The sequence below is a fragment of the Prauserella halophila genome (assembly GCF_024171895.1).
In the GTDB taxonomy this organism is placed as follows: domain Bacteria; phylum Actinomycetota; class Actinomycetes; order Mycobacteriales; family Pseudonocardiaceae; genus Prauserella; species Prauserella halophila.
Window position 1 is genome coordinate 961,576 of sequence record NZ_JAMTCQ010000008.1, and the last position, 21,161, is coordinate 982,736.

Consider the following 21,161-nt stretch of genomic DNA (forward strand, 5'->3'; position numbering starts at 1 on the left):
CACCTGCCCACCGACTGGGACCCGGGCGTAGCCTGTACGGCATGCCTGCTCTGCGTTCCCGTACCACCACCCACGGCCGTAATGCCGCCGGGGCGCGTTCCCTGTGGCGAGCGACCGGGATGACCGACAGCGACTTCGGCAAGCCGATCGTCGCGATCGCCAACTCCTACACGCAGTTCGTCCCCGGCCACGTACACCTCAAGGATCTCGGTGAGATCGTGGCGAAGGCCGTCGGCGAGGCGGGCGGCGTGGCGCGCGAATTCCACACGATCGCGGTCGACGACGGCATCGCCATGGGCCACTCGGGCATGCTCTACTCGCTGCCCTCGCGCGAGATCATCTCCGATTCGGTGGAGTACATGGTCAACGCGCACCAGGCCGATGCGCTCGTGTGCATCTCCAACTGCGACAAGATCACGCCCGGCATGCTCAACGCCGCGATGCGCCTGAACGTCCCGACCGTGTTCGTCTCCGGCGGTCCGATGGAAGCGGGCAAGGCGGTCGTCGTGGACGGCGTCGCGCACCCGTCGAGCGACCTGATCACGACGATCTCGGCGTCGGCGAACGACGCGGTCGACGAGCAGGGCCTGTCGGAGGTCGAACGGTCGGCGTGCCCGACCTGCGGGTCGTGCTCGGGCATGTTCACCGCGAACTCGATGAACTGCCTCACCGAAGCCCTCGGGCTGTCGTTGCCGGGCAACGGTTCGACGCTGGCCACCCACGCGGCGCGACGTGCGCTGTTCGAGGACGCGGGCCGCACCGTCGTCGAACTGGCCAAACGCTGGTACGCCGAGGACGACGAGTCGGCACTGCCGCGCAGCATCGCGTCGCGGGAGGCGTTCGAGAACGCCATGGCGCTCGACATGGCGATGGGCGGGTCGACGAACACCGTGCTGCACGTCCTCGCCGCCGCCGAGGAGGGCGAGATCGACTTCTCGATCGACGACATCGACCGCATCGGCCGCTCCGTGCCATGCCTGTCCAAGGTGGCGCCCAATTCGGACTACCACATGGAGGACGTGCACCGGGCGGGCGGAATCCCCGCGATCCTCGGCGAACTGTACCGCGGGGGACTGCTCAACACCGGCGTCGCATCGGTGCACTCGCCGTCGATGGAACAGTGGCTGTCCACATGGGACATCCGAGCCGAGTCGCCGTCCGAGGACGCCGTCGAGCTCTTCCACGCCGCACCGGGTGGGGTGCGCACGACCGCTGCGTTCTCCACCGAGAACCGGTGGTCCTCGGTGGACACCGATGCGACCGGCGGCTGCATCCGTGACGTCGAGCACGCCTACACCGTCGACGGCGGCCTGGCCGTCCTGCAGGGCAACCTCGCCGAGAACGGCGCGGTGATCAAATCCGCGGGCATCGACGAGGAGCTGTGGCACTTCGAGGGCCCCGCGCGTGTCGTGGAGAGCCAGGAGGAAGCCGTGTCGGCGATCCTCGGCAAGCAGGTGCAGCCCGGCGAGGTGATCGTCGTCCGTTACGAAGGGCCGTCCGGCGGGCCGGGCATGCAGGAGATGCTGCATCCGACGGCGTTCCTCAAGGGCGCGGGCCTGGGCAAGGTGTGCGCGCTGATCACCGACGGCCGCTTCTCCGGCGGGTCGTCCGGCATCTCGGTGGGCCACGTCTCCCCCGAGGCCGCCGACGGCGGGACGATCGGCCTGGTCGAGAACGGCGACCCGATCCGTATCGACGTCCACGGGCGGTCCCTCGAGCTGCTCGTGGACGACACGGTGCTGGCCGAACGGCGCGCCAAGATGAACGCGAGCGAACGGCCGTGGCAGCCCGTCGAACGGGAGCGTCCGGTGACCACCGCGCTGCGCGCCTACGCCAGGATGGCGACATCGGCCGACCGCGGCGCGGTGCGCGACCTGAACGGGTAGGTCACAGCGGATCGCACCTGATCCACAGCGTCCACAGCGGACGAACGGCGCCGCACCCCACCTGTGGGGGTGCGGCGCCGTTTTCACGTTCCACGGGAGCGGCCACGCTCAGCGGAACATCACGATGACCACAATGGAGGCTGCGGTGGCGAGGAGGAGCCCGAACAGGCCGAACGCACCGGGCTTGCGCCGCCACGGCGTGTTCTTGTCGACGGCGAGCCGGCCCGCTCCCGTGAACAACAGGGTCAGCGCCGCGAGCCCGATCAGCAGCTCGAGCTCGGTCTCGAAGTAGCCACTGCCGAGCTGGAACTTCGTGACGACCATGTTGATGGTGACACCGAGGACCGCGGCGGCACCGAGCGGCGTGAACAGCCCGGCGGCCAGCAGCAGTGCGCCGCCGGTCTCCGCGAGGGCCGTGATCCACGCCAGGAGCGTCGTCTGGCCCGTGTAGCCCATACCGGTCAGGGCGTCGGCGAAGCCGCCGATGCCGGGGCCGTCGAACAGGCCGAACAGCTTCTGCAGGCCGTGGGCGCCCATCACCATGGCGAGCCCGAGCCGCAGCACGAGCAGGCCGACATCCAGCCCGGCGTGCCAGCGGTCGGGTTCGGGGCCGGACTCTTCGACCTCCGCGAGCATGCTGTCACTCCCCGGCCGGCTGGGGCCGGAGTCGTCCATCGTGCTGGGGTCGAACTTCGTCGTCGGGGAATCGGGGTCGTCGGGTGTGCTCATAGCCGCGCAGAGTAGAGCATCACCGCGACGACCGGGTGAACGACACGGCACACGTGGCACCCGTGACGGTGACGTCTCGTCACGCGTGCGGGTCGAACGCGATGTCGCCGGGCTCGGCCTTCTCGAGGTTGCTCGCGAACGCACCGTCGGAGATCGCCAGGCTCGCACTGCCGAAGTCGGCGGAGGTGAGGGTGTCGCGAATGCCGCCCGGGAAGTGGTCCCAGCTCACCAGATCCGGGTACTGCCAGGTGCCGTAGTGGTTCTCCGGCGGTTCGTCTCCTGTGGACGCGAGGCGGAAGCAATGCGTGCCTGCACCGTCCTTGTGGTAGACGATCTTCGGGTGCGTGCCCTCCCACTGCACCTCGGACGCGGAATAGGTCGAGTAGTCGCCGTGGGCGGAGACCGACACGTACTCGGCGCTGTCGCCGCCACGGACCCAGACGACGACGTGCTCGATGTCGTGCCGGTGGCCGAACACGTCGAACCCGGGGACTGCCTGGTCCTTCTCGAAGTACAGGTCGTACAGGTAGGCGCACCAGTCGCCGTCGCACGTGGACCGGGAGTACGCGTTCGTGTTGTCCAAATCGGATGCGTCACGGCAGTTGCCGTTGAGGGCACCCGAGTTGTTGAGTCCCTCGTTGAGGGTGCCGTCCGGCCCGACGGCGGGGGTCGGATAGCAGCCGTCCGTGTCGTAGTCGAGCGCCGGCTGCCACCGGCCGTCGGCCTCGGCGTGGCTCGCGGGCAGTGCGGCCGGCGGATCGGCGTGGGCGACACCGGCCATGGGCACGACGAGCAGCAGCGCCGTCGCGGCGAGGGTCTTGACCGCCAGCAGTGGCCTCGCGAACCGGCGACGACGTGGGCTGGCGTGGGAGGGTCGGGCGGGCTCGGCTGCTGCCGGGTCCATCGGGAGGTCCTCTCTGCCGGATCGATGATCGACAGGAAGACAAGCAGCGCCCCGGGCACACGAACAACCGACAATGGTCGACGCTTCGTCCGAACCACTCCAACGGCCCAGCGCTCCCTCCCCTGTGGACACCAGGGGATGGCGCACTCACGGGCCGGCGAAGCGAGCACGAGCGCGACTGCCCGCCCGACGAACCGCACCTCGGCGTGACCACGGACACGTACGTCCTCATTATTGACCGAGAGGTCCATATCGGGCATAGTTATGGACGATTAAGTCAATAACTCGGAGGAGGTGGGCGGCGTGGCCGTCCTTACGGGAAAGATCGCGGTGGTCACCGGCGGCAGCAGCGGCATCGGGCTCGCGATCGCGCGGGCGTTCCGCGACGAGGGTGCGAAGGTGTTCATCACGGGCCGTCGCAAGGAAGCACTCGACGAGGCACTCGTTGAACTCGGAGCGGACGTGACCGCTGTGGTCTGCGATTCTGCCGTACCAGCGGATCTCGACGTTCTCTACGAGACCGTCCGTGAGCAGGCCGGGCACGTGGACATCGTGGTCGCCAACGCCGGTATCGGCATCCAGACCACATTCGGCGAGGTCACCGAGGAACAGGTCGACGCCCTGCTCGCCACCAATGTCAAGGGAACCGTCTTCACCGTCCAAAAAGCATTGCCACTGCTTCGCTCGGGGGCATCCGTCATCCTGACGGGCTCGAGCGCCGCAACCCGCCCTCCCCACGGTCTCGAGATCTACGCGGCGACGAAGGCCGCGGTGCGTAACCTGGCCCGCGGCTGGGCCCACAGTTCACGGCAGCACGGCTTCCGGGTGAACGTGCTCTCACCGGGTACGGTGCCCACTCCAGGCCTGCTCGATCTCCTGCCCGCGGAAGCTCGGGAGCAGAGCGAGGAAGCCACCCCGCTGGGCCGGCTCGGCACACCGGAGGAGATCGCTGCCGCCGCCACCTTCCTGGCTTCGAACGCGTCAAGCTACGTCAACGGCTCCGAACTCGCCGTCGACGGCGGCGCCGCGCAGATCTGACGCCCTCCATCCGTGCCGAGGGCATTCGACCGGACCGGGCCGTCGCTGCCGTGAGCTGTGGTGCGGGCTACTCACCGTCCCGGTGAAGGCAGCAGTCGAGTCAGGGCGGACTCGGCGGCCGAGGCGAGAGCCTCGACGCCCATACCTGTCCGCCCGAGCGCGACCACTCCGAGCTGGGCGGCCAGCACCGCATAGGCGACCTCGCCGGCATCCACGCCGGGGTCCACGTCGCCTTCGCACTGAGCCCGCTCGATCGCCTCCGTCAGAATCCCGGCGGTGGCGTCGTAGCTGCGCCGGGCCTCGGCCGCTACATCCGGCATGCTCGTCGCCAGCTCGGCAGTGCTGTTCGCCAGGAGACATCCTCGCTGGGCGGATGCCCCGGTGGAGTCACGACTCGGACCGTGTGCGAACTCGCGCACGAAGTCGATGGCCTGCGGCACGGAAGCCAGCCGCTCGCGGAGCATCCGATCGTTGGTGTCGTTGTATTCGCGCAGCACCCGAAGGAACAGCTGGTGCTTATCGCCGAAAGCTCCGTACAGGCTGCCCTTGCCCAGTCCGCTGGCGCGCATGAGATCGTCCACCGACGTCGCCGCGTAGCCCTTGTCCCAAAAAACCTGGCGGATCGCCGCGACGACGCGCTCCTCGTCGAACTCCCGGGGCCGTGGCACGCCGCCACGATACGCGTTGCTGACCAGTCAGGCCAGAATTCACCGTCGCGCAAGGCCGCTCTCGTCGACCAGTGCGGTGATCCCCGGCTCAGTACTCGCCGTTCACCAGGTTCTCCGGCAGTTCACCACCGGCATACCGTTCCAGCTCCCGCGCCACGACGGCGTACGAGCGGGCGAGCATGCCACCGACGAACCCACCGGTGTGCGGGGTGATCATCACGTTCGGCGCCGTCCACAACGGGTGACCTGCGGGCAGCGGTTCGGGATCGGTGACGTCGAGGATCGCGCGCAGCCGCCGCGACGTCAGCTCGCCGAGCAGCGCGTCGGTGTCGACCACCGGTCCTCTGGCGGCGTTGACGATCACGGCACCGTCGGGCAGGGCGGCGAGGAAACCGGCATCGACCATGCCCCGGGTCGTCGACGTCAACGGCACGAGCAGCACGACGATGTCGGCGCCGGCCAGCAGCGACGGCAGGTCGTCGACACCGTGCACGCCGTCGCGGGCCGCCATCCCGACCATCGTGACGCGCACGTCGAACGGGGTGAGCCTGCGTTCGAGCTGTCTGCCGACGTCTCCCGCCCCGACGATCACGGCCCGTTTGCCCTGCAGCGTGTCCGTCCCGTGCGGCCGCCACACGCCCTCGGCGTGGGCGGCCTGGAAGTCCGGCAGCTCGCGATACAGCGACAGCAGCGTGGCCACGGCCCATTCGGCGGTGCTGCCGCCGTGGGCACCGCGGCACGTCGACAGCAACACTCCGGGCGGTACGACGTCGACCCAGTCCTCCGCACCCGCGCTGCGCAACTGGATCAGACGCAGCTTCGGCAGATCCGACAGCACCTTCCCGGAGATACCGACTCCCGGCACCAGCACCTCCGCGTCGGCTGCGGCCTCGGGCAACGGCTGTCCGGGTTCGTACTTGACCGGGTACACGCCGTCGATGCCGGTCAGCGCGGTCATGCCGCCGTCGTCGGGAACCAGAACCGTGATCGCCATGCCCCCATCTTCTCGGTCCGACGACCCGGGGAACGCGCGACCCGCTTACCCTCGGCTCACGGCGCGGCACTTACGCTCGGAAACCGTGCGCATCGGGCAGCAACGGTGGTCGGTGCCGCTGGCCCTGGCGGTCAGCGGCCTGCTCGCGCTGTCCGGGTGCGCCCAGTTCGAGGACGAAGCTGCCGGGGAGCAATGGTCCGCGGCGCCGGAACTGTCACCGGAGCGCGGGCCGCAGCCCGAGCTTCCCGAGGCCGACACCCCCGACGTGCCGAGCGCTCCCCAGGAGCAGCCGACCGACGTACCGCCGCCGGAGGGCTGCACGGACTTCGACCAAGCCGTGATCGCCACCTGCCTGGACACGGTGTCGGCGGTGGCGCCGCTGCCGGGCGGGGGCCAGGTGATCAGCGCACTGGCGGGTGAGCGCCGCAGCGGCCGGGTGATGCTGGTCGACAGCAACGGCACGAAGGACCGGTTCGCGAAGCTGGACGTCGACGCGACCGGCGACGGCGGGCTGACGAGCCTGGCGCTGTCGCCGACGTACAGGGAGGACCGGCTCGTCTACGCCTACATCACGACGCCGGACGACAACCGGGTCGTGCGGTTCGCCCGCGGCCAGCCGCCGAAGCCGGTGCTGAAGGGTATCCCGAAGGGGCGGACCGGCAACGCCGGTGCGCTGTTGGCCACGGCCGACGGTTCACTGCTCGTGGCCACGGGCAACGCGGGCGATGCGAAGAAGGCCGACCGCAGCGGGACACTGTCGGGCAAGGTACTGCGGATCGACCCGTCGGGCTCTCCTGCCGCCGACAATCCGACGAGCGGGTCGCCGGTGTTCGCCTCGGGCCTGACGAGGCCGGGCGGACTGTGCCGGACACCCGACGGTTCGCGCACGTGGGTGACGGACCGCGGCGCCGACAAGGACGCACTGTACGAGGTGCCCGACAGTGTTGACGGGTCCGACGGTGCCGACAGCGCCGACGGCGCGCCCGCGCTGGGAGCACCGGCGTGGACGTGGCCGGACAAGCCGGGCGTGACCGGCTGTGCCGACTGGACGGATTCGGTGGCCGTGGCGACCTCGCGCGGGGAGAACGTGCAGAACCTGCCGCTGACACAGGACGGCTCCGTGGGCGGCGAACCGCAGATCACGATGGACGGCGACAACGGGCCGAGTTACGGCAGGCTGGGGTCGCTGTCGCAGGTGTCGGAGAACGTGTCGGTGGCCGGCACGATCAACAAGCACGACGGTGACCCGGCATCGAGCGACGATCGCGTCGTGCTGATCGTGCGCCAGCCGTCGGGTGGTTCGGGCCGCGACTGAGCCGCTCGGCCGACGGTTCCCACCGCGGGGCCGGCCGCACCGCACGGTTCGACGGGGCCGACCGCGGCCGACAGGGACGAGCGCACCGGGCAGCACGACACGGCCTCCCCGAACCGCAACACGGACTCCGGAAGGCGCAACACAGCCCCCGGAGAACGCAACACGGGCCCCGGAAAGCGCAACACGGGCGGGTGTCAGCGGCTGCGGCGGGTTTCGGTGTGGAGCGCGCGGGTGTCGAGTGCGGCGAAGGCGGTACTCGCGACGGCGGCGAGCGCACCGAGGTACCGGCCGATGCCCGCCTCGACGGCCACGCCGCCCGCCTCGAGCACGGCGCGTTCCTCGGCTCCGAACTGCCAGTCCGCGAGCAGCCAGCCGAGCACGGTGCACAGCAGCGCCAGGCAGGCGCCGATGAGCCACAGCTGCGGGAGACCACCGGTGCGGGCGACGTTCTTCCGGCCGATCGCCGCGACCGTGACACCGACGGCTGCGACGAGCAGGGGCGGGAACCAGCCGAAGAAGGTCGCGCGCCACACCGAGCGGGTGACGTCGCCCGCAGGAAGCTCGGCCAGCGCGGACCGCACCGCGGGATCGTCGGCGGACAGCACGGTCCAGGGCAACAGCAGCGAGACGACGGCGAGCACCGCGGCCGCGAGCCCGCCGAACTCCCGCCACGAAGGCCGAGCAGTCATGCGAACACTCCCCTCACACCTCGAAAACCCGCACCCGTACCGCGCAACCACTGACGAAGGCGAGCCGCCGCAGCACGAGAACCTGCACCTCGGAAGCAACAACGACGAAAGGTGATCCGCCGCTGCACCATTCGCGCCCTCACCCCCGAGAACCCGCAGTCACCACAGCGGCGGGTGAGCCGCCGCTGCGACCGCCCAAGCAACCGGCACCGCCGGGGGTTCTCAGCGGCTTCTTGGCGAGGACAGCGACGACGTGGTGAATTGGACATTCATGAGGAGGCGATCCCGCAGCCAAGGAGCCGCTGAGGTTCCCCTACCGGCACCGCTTATCAAGCCGCCCCGACCCTCTCCAAAATGAGCTCGCGGACGCGGGCGGCGTCGGCTTGCCCCTTGGTGGCCTTCATGACGGCGCCGACGATGGCGCCCGCGGCCTGTACCTTGCCGCCGCGGATCTTGTCGGCGACGTCGGGCTGGGCGGCGAGGGCCTCGTCGACGGCGGCCAGCAGGGCCGAGTCGTCGGAGACGACCTTGAGTCCGCGCGCCTCGATGACCTGGTCGGGATCACCTTCGCCGTCGAGGACGCCGTCGACGACCTGGCGGGCCAGTTTGTGGGTGAGCTCGCCGGAGCCGACGAGTGCGATCACGCGCGCGACCTCGGCCGGGGTGATGGCCAGGTCGGCGAGTTCGGTCTCGCGGGCGGTCGCCGCCTGGTTGAGGTACTGCACCCACCAGCTGCGGGCGTCGGCCTGGGCGGCGCCCGCGTCGACGGTCGCGGCGACGAGGTCGACGGCGCCGGTGTTGACGAGGTCGCGGAGTTCCTCGTCGGTGAGGTTCCAGTCGTCCTGGATGCGCTTGCGGCGCTGCCACGGCATCTCGGGGATGGTGGCGCGCAGCTGGTCGACCCACTCACGTGTCGGGGCGATGGGCACGAGGTCGGGCTCGGGGAAGTACCGGTAGTCCTCGGCGGTTTCCTTGGTGCGGCCCGCGGCGGTGGTGCCGTCGGCCTCCTGGAAGTGCCGGGTCTCCTGCTTGATGGAACCACCGTCGGCCAGGACCGCAGCGTGCCGCGTCATCTCGTACCGCACGGCACGTTCGACGCTGCGCAGCGAGTTGACGTTCTTGGTCTCGGTGCGGGTGCCGAACTCGTTCGCCCCCTTGGCCATGAGCGAGACGTTGGCGTCGCAGCGCAGGGACCCCTGGTCCATGCGGACGTCGGAGACGTCCATGGCACGCAGCAGATCGCGCAGCGCCGTCACGTAGGCGCGGGCGACCTCGGGCGCGCGCTCACCCATGCCGGCGATCGGTTTGGTGACGATCTCGATGAGAGGCACGCCCGCACGGTTGTAGTCCAGCAGCGAGTGCTCCGCGCCGTGGATCCGGCCGGTGGCGCCGCCGACGTGCAGCGACTTGCCGGTGTCCTCCTCCATGTGCGCGCGCTCGATGTCGACGCGCACGACCTCGCCGTCGTCGAGTACGACGTCGAGGTGGCCGTCGAAGGCGATCGGCTCGTCGTACTGCGAGGTCTGGAAGTTCTTCGGCATGTCCGGGTAGAAGTAGTTCTTCCGGGCGAACCGGCACCACTGCGCGATGTCGCAGTTCAGCGCGAGGCCGATCCGGATGGCCGATTCGACGGCGGTGCCGTTGACCACGGGCAGCGCGCCGGGCATGCCGAGGCACACGGGGCACACGTGCGTGTTCGGGTCGCCGCCGAAGGAGTTGGGGCAGCCGCAGAACATCTTCGTCTTCGTGGACAACTCGACGTGCACTTCGAGGCCGAGCACCGGGTCGTACCGTTCGACGACCTCGGCGTAGTCCATGAGTTCGGCGGTGGTGGTCACTTGGCGGCCTCCAGTTCACCCAGCTTGTCGAGCACCGGGCCGCGCGCCGCTTCGTAGGCGGCGCCGACGCGGTAGAGGCGGTCATCGGCGAGCGCGGGTGCCATGATCTGCAGCCCGACGGGCAGACCGTCCTCGTCGGACAGTCCGCTGGGGACACTCATGGCCGCGTTGCCCGCGAGGTTGGCGGGGATCGAGCAGATGTCGTTGAGATACATCGCGAGCGGGTCGTCGACCTTCTCGCCGAGCTTGAACGGCGTGACCGGCGTCGTGGGCGAGACCAGCACGTCGACCTGCTCGAACGCGGCGGCGAAGTCGCGCGTGATGAGGGTGCGCACCTTCTGGGCCGAGCCGTAGTAGGCATCGTAGTAGCCGGACGAGAGTGCGTAGGTACCGAGCATGACCCGGCGCTTGACCTCGGCGCCGAAGCCTTCCTCGCGGGTCAGCGACATGACCTCCTCGGCGCTGTGCGACCCGTCGTCGGCGACGCGCAGGCCGTAGCGCATGGCGTCGAACCGCGCGAGGTTCGACGAGCACTCGCTGGGCGCGATGAGGTAGTAGGCCGACAGCGCGTAGCCGAAGTGCGGGCACGAGACCTCGACGACCTCGGCGCCCAGTTCCTTGAGCTGCGCCACGGCGGCGTCGAACGAGCGGAGCACGCCGCCCTGGTAGCCGTCACCGGAGAGCTCCCGCACGACGCCGACCTTCACACCGTTCAGGTCACCGCGGGCACCTTCACGGGCGGCATCGGCCAGGGCGGGCACGGGCGCGTCGATGGAGGTGGCGTCCATCGGGTCGTGCCCGGCGATGACCTCGTGCAGCAGCGCCGCGTCGAGCACCGTTCGCCCGCACGGACCGGCCTGGTCGAGCGACGACGAGAACGCCACGAGGCCGTAGCGCGACACGCCGCCGTAGGTGGGCTTCACCCCGACGGTGGCCGTGACGGCGGCGGGCTGGCGGATCGAGCCGCCGGTGTCCGTGCCGATGGCCAGCGGCGCCTCGTAGGCGGCGAGCGAGGCGGACGAACCGCCGCCGGAGCCGCCGGGGATGCGGTCGAGGTCCCACGGATTGTGCGTGGGGCCGTAGGCCGAGTTCTCGGTCGACGAGCCCATGGCGAACTCGTCCATGTTGGTCTTGCCGAGGACCGGGACGCCCGCCTCGCGCAGCCGCCGGGTGACGGTCGCGTCGTACGGCGGCAGCCAGCCTTCGAGGGTCTTCGACCCGCAGGTCGTGGGCACGCCCCGGGTGGTGAGCACGTCCTTGAGCGCCAGCGGGACGCCCGCCAGCGGGCTGACCGGCGCACGGCCCGCGGCGAGGTCGGCGTCGACGGCGCGGGCGGTCTCGAGCGCACCCTCGGCGTCGACGTGCAGGAACGCGTGCACGTCGCCGTCGACCGCGGCGATGCGGTCGAGGTGGGCCTGTGTCACCTCGGCGGCCGTCACCTCGCCGGTGTGGATCTTCTCCGCGAGCTCGGCCGCGGTGAGCCTGGTCAGGTCGCTCACTGTTCCTCCGCTCACTGTTGTTCACCCAGGATGCGCGGGACGCGGAACCGTCCCTCTTCGGCGGCGGGCGCTCCGGCCAGGGCCGCGTCCTGGGACAGTCCGGGGCGGACCTCGTCGGTGCGGAAGACGTTGGTCAGCGGTACGGCGTGCGACGTCGGCGGGATGTCGTCGCCCGCCACTTCTCCGACCTCGGCCACCGCGTCCAGGATCTGGTCGAGCTGGCCCGCGAAGGTGTCCAGCTCCTCTGGGGTGACGGCCATCCTGGCCAGTTTCGCGAGGTGCGCGACCTCGTCGCGGGAAATGTTCGACACGCAGCTGACTCCGATGGGATGTGCTCGGACCGCAGGACCACCGAGCGCCGGCCGCCCGCGGAGGTCTCTCTTCTCCCCGGAGTCTATGGCCGCCCCGCGTGGCCGATGCGGCCGGGCGGGGGTTGCCGCTGCGTCCGCGCACCGCCGGCGGCGGTGGCTATATTCGCAACGCGTGTTCTGCAACAATCACCCGTCGGCGTAGACCCTCCGCAACGTCGAGGGAGGCGCCCGGCCACGACGTGACATGACGTGACGAGACGGCCGCGATGATCCCGTGACCAGCCTGCCGCCGGTCGGCGGCAGGGGCGCGCATCCGGTTCTCGCACCTGCTTGAAGGGAGACCGCGGTGTCGTTCCTGATCCGTGTGCAGTTGCCGGACACTCCGGGCATTCTCGGCGCGATCGCCACGGCCCTCGGGACGGTGGGTGCCGACATTCTCAGCGTGGACGTCGTGGAACGCTCGAGCGGAACCGCGATCGACGACCTGGTCGTGGACCTGCCGTCGGACCGGCTGCCGGACGCGCTGATCACGGCGGCCGAGAGCGTCGACGGGGTCGAGGTGGACGCGGTGCGCCCCTACGCGGGCGTGCTCGACACCCACAGCGAGCTCGAACTCGTCGAGGAGATCGCCGAGCAGCCCGCGCACGGGCTGGCGGTGCTGGCCGACGGCGTTCCCAAGATCATGCACGCGGGCTGGTCGGTGGTCGTGCAGCACACGTCCGGCGGAGTGCGGCGCCTCGCGGCGTCGGGTGCCGCCCCGGAAACGCGCATCGGCGACGTGCCGTGGTTGCCGTTGGAACGCGCGACGGTGCTCGACGGCGAGTCGCCCTGGGTTCCCGACACGTGGCGTGAGCTGGGCACCGAACTGGCGGCCACCCCGCTCGGCAAACCCGACCTGGTGCTGCTGCTCGGACGGCCGGGCGGGCCGATGTTCCGCGCCGCCGAGGTCGCCCGTCTCGCCCACCTTGCCGGTATTGTCGCGGTGGTCCTGGACGGTTGAGCCGCACCGGGGCCCACCGAGCCCGCCGAGTCGCATCGAGGTCGCCGAGCCCACCGTGTCCGTCCCGCCCCACCCCGACGACACCGGGGACACGCCCATCGCCGCCGACACACGTGCCGCGGCACCGACGGGCGGTCACGACGACGTGCGTGCAGGTGACGCGCGTGTGGGTGATGTGGGTGTGGGTGACGGCGACGTGGATGAGGACGTGCGCGACGACGACGCCGGCGGTGTCCACGGCGCCGGCGGGAGCGACACCGGTGCGAGCGGTACGAATCCGAAGGCCACGGTCCCGAACGCCACGGTCCCGAAGACCACGGATGCGAACGCCGGTCATCACGGCGGCCCGTGGGCCGACGCCCCCGAGTGGCCGGAGCAGTCATCGGCGGAGACGCAGCAGGACCGGGCAGACGAGGTCGAGCGCAAGCTCACCGTCCCGGTGCTCATCGCGGCGCTGGCGTCGATCCCGGCCGTCTTCCTGACCCGCGCGGGCGGCACCGCCGCGGCGATCGGAACGGTGCTGAACTGGGCGTCGGTGGCGGTGCTCGTCGGCGAATCGGTGGCGCTGCTGTGGCTGGAAGGCAGCGTGCGGCGATGGCTGCGCCGGTACCGCTGGCAACTGCTCGTGGTGGCGGCCACGGTGCCCGCGGTGGTGTTCGTGATCGGGCCGCTGCAGGTGTTGCGGCTGGTGCTGCTGCTCGGCGGGTTCCACATCCTGCGGGCGCGGCGGATCGTGAACGCGGGCCGGGTGGTGGTCGAACGGCTCGGTCTCGGGCAGCGCCGCGCACGGTGGGTGCTGGCCGGCGTGATCGTCCTGGCCGGGGCGTTCTCCCTGATCGTGCTGGCCGACCCGGATTCGCGGAGCCGCCACGTGGTCGAGTGGTTCGTCGACCGCGTCGGCGTCACGGGCACCGTACTGGCCGGCATCGCGGCCGCGGCGGTGATCTACGCCGTCGGACAGCTCGTCACCCGCATCCGTCGCTGAGCCGTGCCGATCGGCCGATCGGCGTCACACCGGGCCGTCGGTGGTGAGTCGTCGGCATCGGGCCGTCGGCGCCGGATCGTCAGCGCCGGATCGTCAGCGCCGGATCGTCGGCGGTGGGCCGGGCACGTCCGGCGTCATCACACGTCCATCGCGAAGGCCAGGAGCGGGATGTCCGGATGCGGGGCCCAGTCCGATTCGGGGGCGCGGGTGAAGCCGAGGCGTTCGTAGAGCCGGTGGGCCGTGGTCATGCGGTCGCGACTGGACAGCACGACCCGGCTGACCCGCCGTTCGCGGGCGAGGTCGAGCACGGCTCGGGTGAGCGCCTCGCCCACTCCCCTGCCCTGGGCTGCCGGCGACACCGCGAGCATCCGGAACTCCAGCTCACCGGCACGCGCCACCTCGGCCTTCGGAGTGCCGGCCTCCGCGACGGTCACCGAGCCGAGCACCGCACCCTCACCGCCGGTCGCGGCGAGCACCTCGGCGGTCGCCGCGCGGCCGGCGACGTCCCGCAGCGACGCGTCGTACCCGACGTCGTCGGCGAGGTGTCCACCCGCCGTGTACGCCTCGACCGTCAACTCTCCGATGGCCGCGTACTCCTCGGGCCGTGCGATCCGTACCCGAATCTCACTCATCGGCGCCAACCTCCGCGACCTCGCGCGCCGCATCCGGGCCCTGCTGCAGCAGCACGGTCAGGCCGCCGTCGTCGAGAACGGGCACCTTGAGCTGCAGGGCTTTGTCGTACTTCGAGCCCGGCGCGTCGCCGACGACGACGAACGCCGTCTTCTTCGACACCGACCCGGCCGCCTTGCCGCCGCGGGCCATGATCGCCTCCTTCGCCTCGTCACGGGAGTAGTTCTCCAGCGATCCGGTGACGACGATCGACAGTCCTTCGAGGTTGCGCGGGATCGACGTGTCCCGCTCGTCCTCCATGCGCACCCCGGCGGCGCGCCACTTGTCGACGATCTCGCGGTGCCAGTCGACGGCGAACCACTCGCGCACGGCCGCCGCGATCGTCGGGCCGACACCGTCGACGTCGGCGATCTCCTCCTCGGTCGCCGCGTCGATCGCCTCGACGGAACCGAACTCGCGGGCCAGCGCCTGCGCCGCGGTCGGCCCGACGTGCCGGATGGACAATCCGACCAGAACCTTCCACAGTGGACGGTCCTTCGCAGCGTCGAGGTTCGCCAGCAGCCGCGCACCGTTGGCCGACTGCTCACCCGATTTGGTGACGAACAGGTCGACCCGGCTCAGCTTGTCCTCGTCGAGGGCGAACACGTCCCCCTCATCGGTCAGCACGCCCGACTCGAGCAGCGCGGCCGCCGCCTCGTATCCCAGCACCTCGATGTCGAACGCGCCGCGGCCGGCCAGATGGAACAGCCGCTCCCGCAGTTGTGCCGGGCAGCTGCGGGCGTTGGGGCAACGAATGTCGACGTCGCCCTCCTTCTGCTGCGCCAGCTCGGTGCCGCACTCCGGACAATGGCCGGGCATGACGAACGCCCGCTCGTCACCGGTGCGCACGTCGACCACGGGACCGAGGACCTCGGGGATCACGTCCCCCGCCTTGCGGATCACCACGCGGTCGCCGATGAGCACGCCCTTGCGCTCGACCTCCTCCCGGTTGTGCAGGGTGGCCATCGCGACGGTCGAGCCGGCGACCTTCACCGGTTCCATCACCGCATACGGCGTGACCCTGCCGGTACGGCCGACGTTGACGCGGATGTCGGTCAGCCGCGTCGTCGCCTCCTCCGGCGGGTACTTGTAGGCGATCGCCCACCGCGGCGCGCGGGCCGTGGCCCCCAGCCTGCGCTGCTGCGCGACGTCGTCGACCTTCACCACCACGCCGTCGATCTCGTGCTCGGCGTCGTGGCGGTGCCCGCCCCAGTACTCGATGTGGGCCGCGAGCACCTCGACGTCGTCGATCGTCGTGCTGTGGCTCGATACGGGCAGGCCCCACGCGGCGAGCGCTTCGTACGATTCGGACTGCCGGGCCGGTTCGAAGCCCTGCCGCTTCCCGATGCCGTGGCAGATGAGCCGCAGCGGGCGAATGCGGGTGACCTTCGGATCCTTCTGCCGCAGCGAACCCGCCGCGGCGTTGCGGGGGTTGGCGAACGGCGGCTTGCCCGCGTCGACCAGACCGGCGTTGAGCTCTGCGAACTCCTCGACCCGGAAGTAGATCTCACCGCGCACCTCGACGAGCTCGGGCACGGGGAACTCGTCGGTTGCGGTGAGCTGGTCGGGCACGTCCTGCAGGGTGCGGACGTTCAGCGTGACGTCCTCGCCCGTACGTCCGTCGCCGCGGGTGAGCGCGCGCGTGAGCCTGCCGTTCTCGTAGAGCAGGTTCACCGCGAGCCCGTCGATCTTCAACTCGCACAGGTACCGCGTGCGGCCGCCGATCTCCTTCTCCACCCGGTCGACCCACGCGCGCAGCTCGTCGACGTCGAACGCGTTGTCGAGACTGAGCATGCGTTCGAGGTGATCGTGGGCGACGAACTCGGTCGAGAACGTCCCGCCGACCTTCTGCGTCGGCGAATCCGGCGTCGCCAGTCCGGGGTAGTCGCGTTCCAGCTCTTCGAGCCGCCGCAGCATCGTGTCGAACTCGCCGTCCGAGACGGTCGGCGAGTCCAGCACGTAGTAGCGGAACTGGTGGCCCTCGACCTCCTCGGTCAGCGCCGCGTGCTCCTCACGCGCAGCGGCGGGCACGTCCTTGATGTCCTCGGCCACGTGGCCGCCCGACAGGTCCTCAGTGCTCACACCGCCTGAGAGTAGTCACCGGGCCCGACATTCCGCCGACCCACTCCGGGCGCGAGAACGCTGCCCGCGGGTCTCCCGCGGCCGTATGCTGGAGGCGTGACCGTCCCGTCGACATCGAGCCCGTACACCGCACTGGACCGGCTCCGGACCATGTCCGCGGACGGTTCCCTCGCCGCACTGTGCGCCCGGCACCGGGTCGACTTGCTGGTCGCGCACGGTAGTGCCGTGGATTCCGAGCCGTTGCGACCGCCACGAGACCTCGAACTGATGGCGGAGTGATGTCCGGAAAAGCCGTGCAACCCGGGGTGATCCGCAACAAGCTCGAAGCGATCGACCGGGCCTTGAAGGTCTGGCGAGCATCGACGATCTCAGATCCGACAAGCTCCGCAGTGACGTCGTGGTGTCCGCGGCCGTCGAGCGCCTGCTGTGCAGACTCGTCGACCTCGCGAACGACACCAATACGCACGTGGGAGCAGCCGTGGTCGGACGCGGCCCCGGCGACTATCGCGAGAGCTTCGACCTCGCCCATGAAGCCGGAGCCATCACCCGCGAGCTGGCCGACAACCTGAAACCGTCCGTCGGTTTGCGGAACACGATCGTCCACGAGTACGTGAGCATCGACTACGACATCGTGGCCGCTGCCGTGCCCATGGCCCTCGAGTCGTACACCGAGTACCGGCGGCAGGTCGCCGCGTTCGCCCTCGAGCAGCATTGAACAGGACCGGTTCGACCGGAACGGGGACGGGCGGAGCTCGGTGACCGGCTATCGGCTGGCTTCTCCACCGTCGCCGTAGCCGCCCGCGGCGCCGTCGTCGTCCGCAGAACCGTCGCTGTCCGCGCCGTCGTCCACCCCGCCGTCACCGTCGTCCGCGGGAATGCCGGCGAGTGCGCGCACCAGGTCGCGGAGCTCGCCCAGGGTGATCGCGTTGTCGGGTTCGGCGACAGCGGTCTCGACCCGGCGCAGGCGCTGGGCGGCGAGGCGTTCGCCGAGGGTCACGTCGAGCGGCAGGAACGTCATCGTGGTGCGCGAGAAGTCATCGACCTCGCCCAGCAGCGGGTGGTGCACCGCGACGTCGACGAGACCCGCGTCGTCGACCTGCGCCACCACGCGCACGTCGCCGAGGTCGAACCGCTGCCCCGCGAAGTTCACGGCGACGCCCGCCGGATCGGGCACGGGCGGGACCGAGTCGTGGAACTCCCAGATCGCGTCGTCCGGCGGCGCCGCCTCCCACCACGCATCGGTGTAGGGACGCAGCTCCGGGTCCTCCCTGCTGCTGACCACGAGCGCGTAGATCGCCCGGCTGCCACGGTCGACGCTGAACTGCAGACCGGGGTGCACGCCCGCCACCGGTCCGACGAGCAGGTTCTCGGCGCGCTCGGTGTCGCCCTCCCCCAGCGCCGTGCTCAGGTGCGGCAGCAGCTCGGCCCACGTCGCCCAGAACCCGGCCGCGGCGGCGTGCGGATCGTCCGGCACGGCCTGGTCGGGCCACGGCGTCCGCGGATCGGGCGCGTCCCCGGCCTGCGCACCTGCCGCGCCGGCCCCGTCGCCCGTGCCGTCGTCACCCCGGCGCCTGCTGCCGTCCACACCGGACCGCTTCCTGCGGAACCACCCCATGATCTGCCCCTCTACCAGCGTTCCGGCGGTTCGACGAATGCCTTGCCGACGTCGCGGGTCAGCGCCAGCGCGCGGCGCAACCAGTCCCCGGTCGCCCCCGCGAGCCCGCACGTCGGCGTCACCAGCGCACGCTCGGCCAGGATCGACCGGCTGAACCCGAGGCGGTCCACCAGGTCGAGCGCGGGCCGTGCCACGCGATCCAGATCCGGCCACACGGCGGGTGGTTCGGCGGGGATCAGCCCCAGACCGAGCTGCACGCCGGCATCCCACGTCTCACCGAGCTCGTCGAGCAGACTGCCCGGCGCGCCGTCGAGCAGTGTCGCGTCGAGGGCGATCGCGTGCGCGCCCGCCGCACGCAACAGCGCCACCGGGGGCCTGCGCGCGCAGCAGTGCACGATGACCGGGTTGCCGGTGATGTCGGCGACGCGCGTGACGACGTGGTGCAGCAGTTCCCGCGCCTCGGGTTCGGGGACCGCGCCGACCGTGCCGTACCCGGACGGTGTCGGCAGCGCGCCGGCCAGCACGTCCGGCAGCGTCGGCTCGTCGAGCTGCACGACGACGCCGGCGCCGGTGCGCTGCGACAACTCGGCCACGTGCGCGGTGATGCCTTCGAGCAGCGACTCCACGACGTCGCGCGTCGCGCCGTGGTCGGTCAGCACCCGGCGCCCGCGGGCGAGTTCGATACCCGCCGCCGTCGTCCACGGCCCGGAGACCTGCGTCTTCACCGCCCACGGCGCGGTGCCCGCGTGGTTGGCCGCCTCGGTGACGGCGTCGATGTCCCAGCGCGCCAGGTCGACCGCCCGCCGGTGGTGCCGGCCCGGCCGGTCGGCGATGCGATACCCCGTCGGCACGACGTCCACCGCCAGGTCGACGAGCATCCCGGCGGTACGGCCGAGCAGGTCGGCGCCGACTCCGCGGTCGGGCAGTTCCGGTAGATGCGGCAGGTCCGGCAGTTCCCCGAACACGATCGCCGCCGCCTCGGCGATGTCCGTGCCCGGCATCGATCCGATCCCCGTCGCCACGCCGCTCGGCCACACTCGCTGTTCCACGGTCCCGATTGTTTCCCATCCGCCTGCCGCCACGAGCGGGGCACCACCGATTCGCGCCGCAACGCCGGCATGATCGCCGGCGAACCCGCGGCCGGTCTCGTACGCGCCACGTCCGCGCTCAGGCGAAACGGTCGCGCAATTCCCGCTTGAGGATCTTGCCGGAGGCGTTGCGCGGCAGGTCCTCGACGAAGTGCACCTGCTTGGGCACCTTGAAGGTCGCCAGCCGATCGTGGACCCACTGCGTCAGCTCGTCCTCGCCGGGCTCACCGCCGCCCTTCGGGACCACGACGGCGGTGACGGCCTCGATCCACTTCTCGTCGGGCAGGCCGACCACGGCCACCTCGCCGACGTCCGGGTGGGTGTACAGCGCGTCCTCGACCTCACGCGAGGCCACCATGACGCCACCGGTGTTGATGACGTCCTTGATGCGGTCGACGACGAAGACGTAGCCGTCCTCGTCCACCCGCACCAGGTCACCCGAGCGGAACCATCCCCCTCCGCTGAAGACCTCGGCGGTCTCCTCGGGCTTGTCCCAGTAGCCGAGGCACAGCTGCGGGGACCGGTACACGATCTCGCCCTCGCCACCCGGTCGGACGTCGTGGCCCTCGCCGTCGACGACCCGCGCCTCGACGAACAGCACGGGACGGCCCGCGGATTCGGGGTGGGTCTCGTGGTCCTCGGGCCGCAACACGGTCGCCAATGGACCGATCTCCGACTGGCCGAAGCAGTTGTAGAACCCGAGCTGCGGCAGCTTCTCGCGGAGGCGCTGCAGGACCGGACCGGGCATGATCGACGCGCCGTAGTAGGCCTTGCGCAGCGCGGACAGGTCGCGGGTGTCGAAGTCGGCGTGGTTGGCGAGCGCCACCCACAGCGTCGGCGCGGCGAAGAACGCGCCGTGCCGGTCGTCGGCCATCCGGCGGAGGATGTCGGCGGGGTCGGGGGTTTCGACGATCGTGTTGGTGGCACCGACCGCCAGCCACGGCATGAGGAACACGTGCAGCTGCGCCGAGTGGTACAGCGGCATGACGTGCAACGGCTCGTCGTCGGCGGACAGGTCGAGATCGACGATGCACGAGAGGTACTCGTGCACGAGCGCGCGGTGCGTCATCATCGCGCCCTTCGGCTTCGACGTCGTGCCCGAGGTGTAGAGCAGCTGGGCGAGGTCGGTGTCGGCGACCGGGGTAGCAAGCTGGGCGTCGAGCGCGGCGTCGGGGTCTGCGGCGTCGAGGTCTGCGGCGTCTCCGGTGCTCGCGACCGCCAACAGTGAGTCGTCCGGGGCGTCCCGCAGCGGCAGGATCCGCTCGACGGGCAGGTCGAGGGCGTCGAGGTTGCTGCGCAGTGCCGGGTCGGTGAGCACCATGCGGCTGCCGGACTGGGTGATCAGGTAGGCGAGCTCGTCACCGGTGAGGTTGTAGTTGACCGGCACGTGAACCAGTCCCACGCGGGCACACGCGAGGAAACCGATGAGGAACGCGTCGGAGTTCTTGCCGTAGGCGGCGACGCGGTCGCCGTGGCGCAGGCCGAGCGAGAGCAGGTGCGCGGCGGCGCGCGTGACGGCCGCATCCAGCTCGGCGTACGTCCACGTGCGGTCGGCGAACCGGATCGCCACCCGGTGCGGTGTCCGCGAGGCGCTGCGCCGCGGGATGTCGGCGATCGTGCTGGAACGAATGCCACTCGGTGCGGCGCTGTCCGATGCGGCGCTGTCCGATGCGGCGCTGTCCGGTGCGGCGGTCCCTGCGTTCGTCATTCGGCTCCTTCGTGATCGCGACGTCGGGATCACGACGCACTCGACCTGCGTCGTGGCCGCGATCATCCCCCACCCGAATGAACCGTTCAACACCGCATGTCCTGCACTCAGCACCGCGTGTTCTGCATTCAGCACCGCGTGTC

General features: G+C 70.7%; 20 protein-coding genes. 7 read left to right on the top strand and 13 right to left on the bottom strand.

All coding sequences use genetic code 11. From position 1 onward, the window contains the following. Positions 1 to 41: 41 nt before the first annotated feature. Positions 42 to 1,886, top strand: a complete 1,845-nt coding sequence (gene ilvD, locus LY41_RS04750) for a dihydroxy-acid dehydratase (protein ID WP_253862560.1) — start codon at positions 42 to 44, stop codon at positions 1,884 to 1,886. A gap of 108 nt (positions 1,887 to 1,994) precedes the next feature. Here ilvD and LY41_RS04755 read toward each other — a convergent pair whose 3' ends face one another. Together LY41_RS04755 and LY41_RS04760 are read right to left on the bottom strand one after the other, a co-directional pair. After that, complete coding sequence (locus LY41_RS04755; protein ID WP_372493089.1) at positions 1,995 to 2,615, bottom strand: DoxX family protein; 621 nt, start codon at positions 2,613 to 2,615, stop codon at positions 1,995 to 1,997. Between the two features lie 79 nt (positions 2,616 to 2,694). After that, positions 2,695 to 3,396, bottom strand: coding sequence for an NPP1 family protein (locus LY41_RS04760; RefSeq protein WP_253862904.1), 702 nt, complete (start codon positions 3,394 to 3,396; stop codon positions 2,695 to 2,697). Positions 3,397 to 3,822: 426 nt separating this feature from the next. Here LY41_RS04760 and LY41_RS04765 point away from each other — a divergent pair, with 426 nt between their 5' ends. Next, positions 3,823 to 4,557, top strand: coding sequence for an SDR family NAD(P)-dependent oxidoreductase (locus LY41_RS04765; protein ID WP_253862561.1), 735 nt, complete (start codon positions 3,823 to 3,825; stop codon positions 4,555 to 4,557). Positions 4,558 to 4,628: 71 nt separating this feature from the next. Here the strand turns inward: LY41_RS04765 and LY41_RS04770 are convergent, their stop codons facing one another. Next, positions 4,629 to 5,225: a TetR/AcrR family transcriptional regulator gene (locus LY41_RS04770; RefSeq protein WP_253862562.1), complete on the bottom strand. Its 597-nt coding sequence runs from the start codon at positions 5,223 to 5,225 to the stop codon at positions 4,629 to 4,631. An 88-nt stretch (positions 5,226 to 5,313) separates the two neighbouring features. Continuing rightward, positions 5,314 to 6,219 carry a 2-hydroxyacid dehydrogenase gene (locus LY41_RS04775; protein WP_253862563.1) on the bottom strand — a complete coding sequence of 302 codons (906 nt, stop codon included), beginning with the start codon at positions 6,217 to 6,219 and terminating at the stop codon, positions 5,314 to 5,316. Between the two features lie 85 nt (positions 6,220 to 6,304). Here LY41_RS04775 and LY41_RS04780 point away from each other — a divergent pair, with 85 nt between their 5' ends. Next, a complete protein-coding gene (locus LY41_RS04780; RefSeq protein WP_253862564.1) occupies positions 6,305 to 7,534 on the top strand; it encodes a PQQ-dependent sugar dehydrogenase in 1,230 nt (409 codons plus the stop codon). 194 nt (positions 7,535 to 7,728) lie between these two features. Here LY41_RS04780 and LY41_RS04785 read toward each other — a convergent pair whose 3' ends face one another. The 4 genes from LY41_RS04785 to gatC form a co-directional block, all read right to left on the bottom strand. Continuing rightward, positions 7,729 to 8,223, bottom strand: a complete 495-nt coding sequence (locus tag LY41_RS04785; RefSeq protein WP_253862565.1) for a hypothetical protein — start codon at positions 8,221 to 8,223, stop codon at positions 7,729 to 7,731. Positions 8,224 to 8,552: 329 nt separating this feature from the next. Continuing rightward, complete coding sequence (gene gatB / locus LY41_RS04790) at positions 8,553 to 10,061, bottom strand: Asp-tRNA(Asn)/Glu-tRNA(Gln) amidotransferase subunit GatB (RefSeq protein WP_253862566.1); 1,509 nt, start codon at positions 10,059 to 10,061, stop codon at positions 8,553 to 8,555. Beyond that, positions 10,058 to 11,560: an Asp-tRNA(Asn)/Glu-tRNA(Gln) amidotransferase subunit GatA gene (gene gatA, locus LY41_RS04795; protein ID WP_253862567.1), complete on the bottom strand. Its 1,503-nt coding sequence runs from the start codon at positions 11,558 to 11,560 to the stop codon at positions 10,058 to 10,060. Before gatA ends, gatB begins: the two co-directional genes overlap by 4 nt. An 11-nt stretch (positions 11,561 to 11,571) precedes the next feature. Further along, the gene (gatC, locus tag LY41_RS04800) at positions 11,572 to 11,871 is read right to left on the bottom strand and encodes an Asp-tRNA(Asn)/Glu-tRNA(Gln) amidotransferase subunit GatC (protein ID WP_253862568.1); all 300 of its coding nucleotides are present in this window, start codon (positions 11,869 to 11,871) and stop codon (positions 11,572 to 11,574) included. A 346-nt stretch (positions 11,872 to 12,217) separates the two neighbouring features. On the opposite strand from gatC, the gene LY41_RS04805 reads away from it, so the two are divergent. Together LY41_RS04805 and LY41_RS23800 are read left to right on the top strand one after the other, a co-directional pair. Next, positions 12,218 to 12,871, top strand: coding sequence for an ACT domain-containing protein (locus LY41_RS04805; RefSeq protein WP_253862569.1), 654 nt, complete (start codon positions 12,218 to 12,220; stop codon positions 12,869 to 12,871). Positions 12,872 to 12,926: 55 nt separating this feature from the next. Then, on the top strand, positions 12,927 to 13,856 hold the full coding sequence (locus tag LY41_RS23800) for a hypothetical protein (RefSeq protein ID WP_308292203.1): 930 nt from the start codon (positions 12,927 to 12,929) through the stop codon (positions 13,854 to 13,856). A gap of 137 nt (positions 13,857 to 13,993) precedes the next feature. Here the strand turns inward: LY41_RS23800 and LY41_RS04815 are convergent, their stop codons facing one another. Both LY41_RS04815 and ligA read right to left on the bottom strand, forming a co-directional pair. Then, on the bottom strand, positions 13,994 to 14,488 hold the full coding sequence (locus LY41_RS04815) for a GNAT family N-acetyltransferase (RefSeq protein WP_253862570.1): 495 nt from the start codon (positions 14,486 to 14,488) through the stop codon (positions 13,994 to 13,996). Beyond that, positions 14,481 to 16,607 (bottom strand): NAD-dependent DNA ligase LigA, encoded by a 2,127-nt coding sequence (gene ligA / locus LY41_RS04820; RefSeq protein ID WP_253862571.1) that lies wholly within the window; start codon positions 16,605 to 16,607, stop codon positions 14,481 to 14,483. Before ligA ends, LY41_RS04815 begins: the two co-directional genes overlap by 8 nt. 96 nt (positions 16,608 to 16,703) lie before the next feature. On the opposite strand from ligA, the gene LY41_RS04825 reads away from it, so the two are divergent. Both LY41_RS04825 and hepT read left to right on the top strand, forming a co-directional pair. Continuing rightward, positions 16,704 to 16,886 carry a hypothetical protein gene (locus LY41_RS04825; protein ID WP_253862572.1) on the top strand — a complete coding sequence of 61 codons (183 nt, stop codon included), beginning with the start codon at positions 16,704 to 16,706 and terminating at the stop codon, positions 16,884 to 16,886. A gap of 79 nt (positions 16,887 to 16,965) precedes the next feature. Beyond that, the gene (gene hepT / locus LY41_RS04830; protein WP_308292210.1) at positions 16,966 to 17,322 is read left to right on the top strand and encodes a type VII toxin-antitoxin system HepT family RNase toxin; all 357 of its coding nucleotides are present in this window, start codon (positions 16,966 to 16,968) and stop codon (positions 17,320 to 17,322) included. A gap of 48 nt (positions 17,323 to 17,370) precedes the next feature. Here hepT and LY41_RS04835 read toward each other — a convergent pair whose 3' ends face one another. From LY41_RS04835 to LY41_RS04845, 3 genes are all read right to left on the bottom strand, one after another. After that, positions 17,371 to 18,222, bottom strand: a complete 852-nt coding sequence (locus tag LY41_RS04835) for a hypothetical protein (RefSeq protein WP_253862574.1) — start codon at positions 18,220 to 18,222, stop codon at positions 17,371 to 17,373. Between the two features lie 11 nt (positions 18,223 to 18,233). Continuing rightward, positions 18,234 to 19,271 carry a uroporphyrinogen decarboxylase/cobalamine-independent methonine synthase family protein gene (locus tag LY41_RS04840; RefSeq protein ID WP_253862575.1) on the bottom strand — a complete coding sequence of 346 codons (1,038 nt, stop codon included), beginning with the start codon at positions 19,269 to 19,271 and terminating at the stop codon, positions 18,234 to 18,236. Positions 19,272 to 19,389: 118 nt separating this feature from the next. After that, positions 19,390 to 21,018, bottom strand: coding sequence for an acyl-CoA synthetase (locus tag LY41_RS04845; RefSeq protein ID WP_253862576.1), 1,629 nt, complete (start codon positions 21,016 to 21,018; stop codon positions 19,390 to 19,392). Between the last annotated feature and the right edge of the window lie 143 nt (positions 21,019 to 21,161).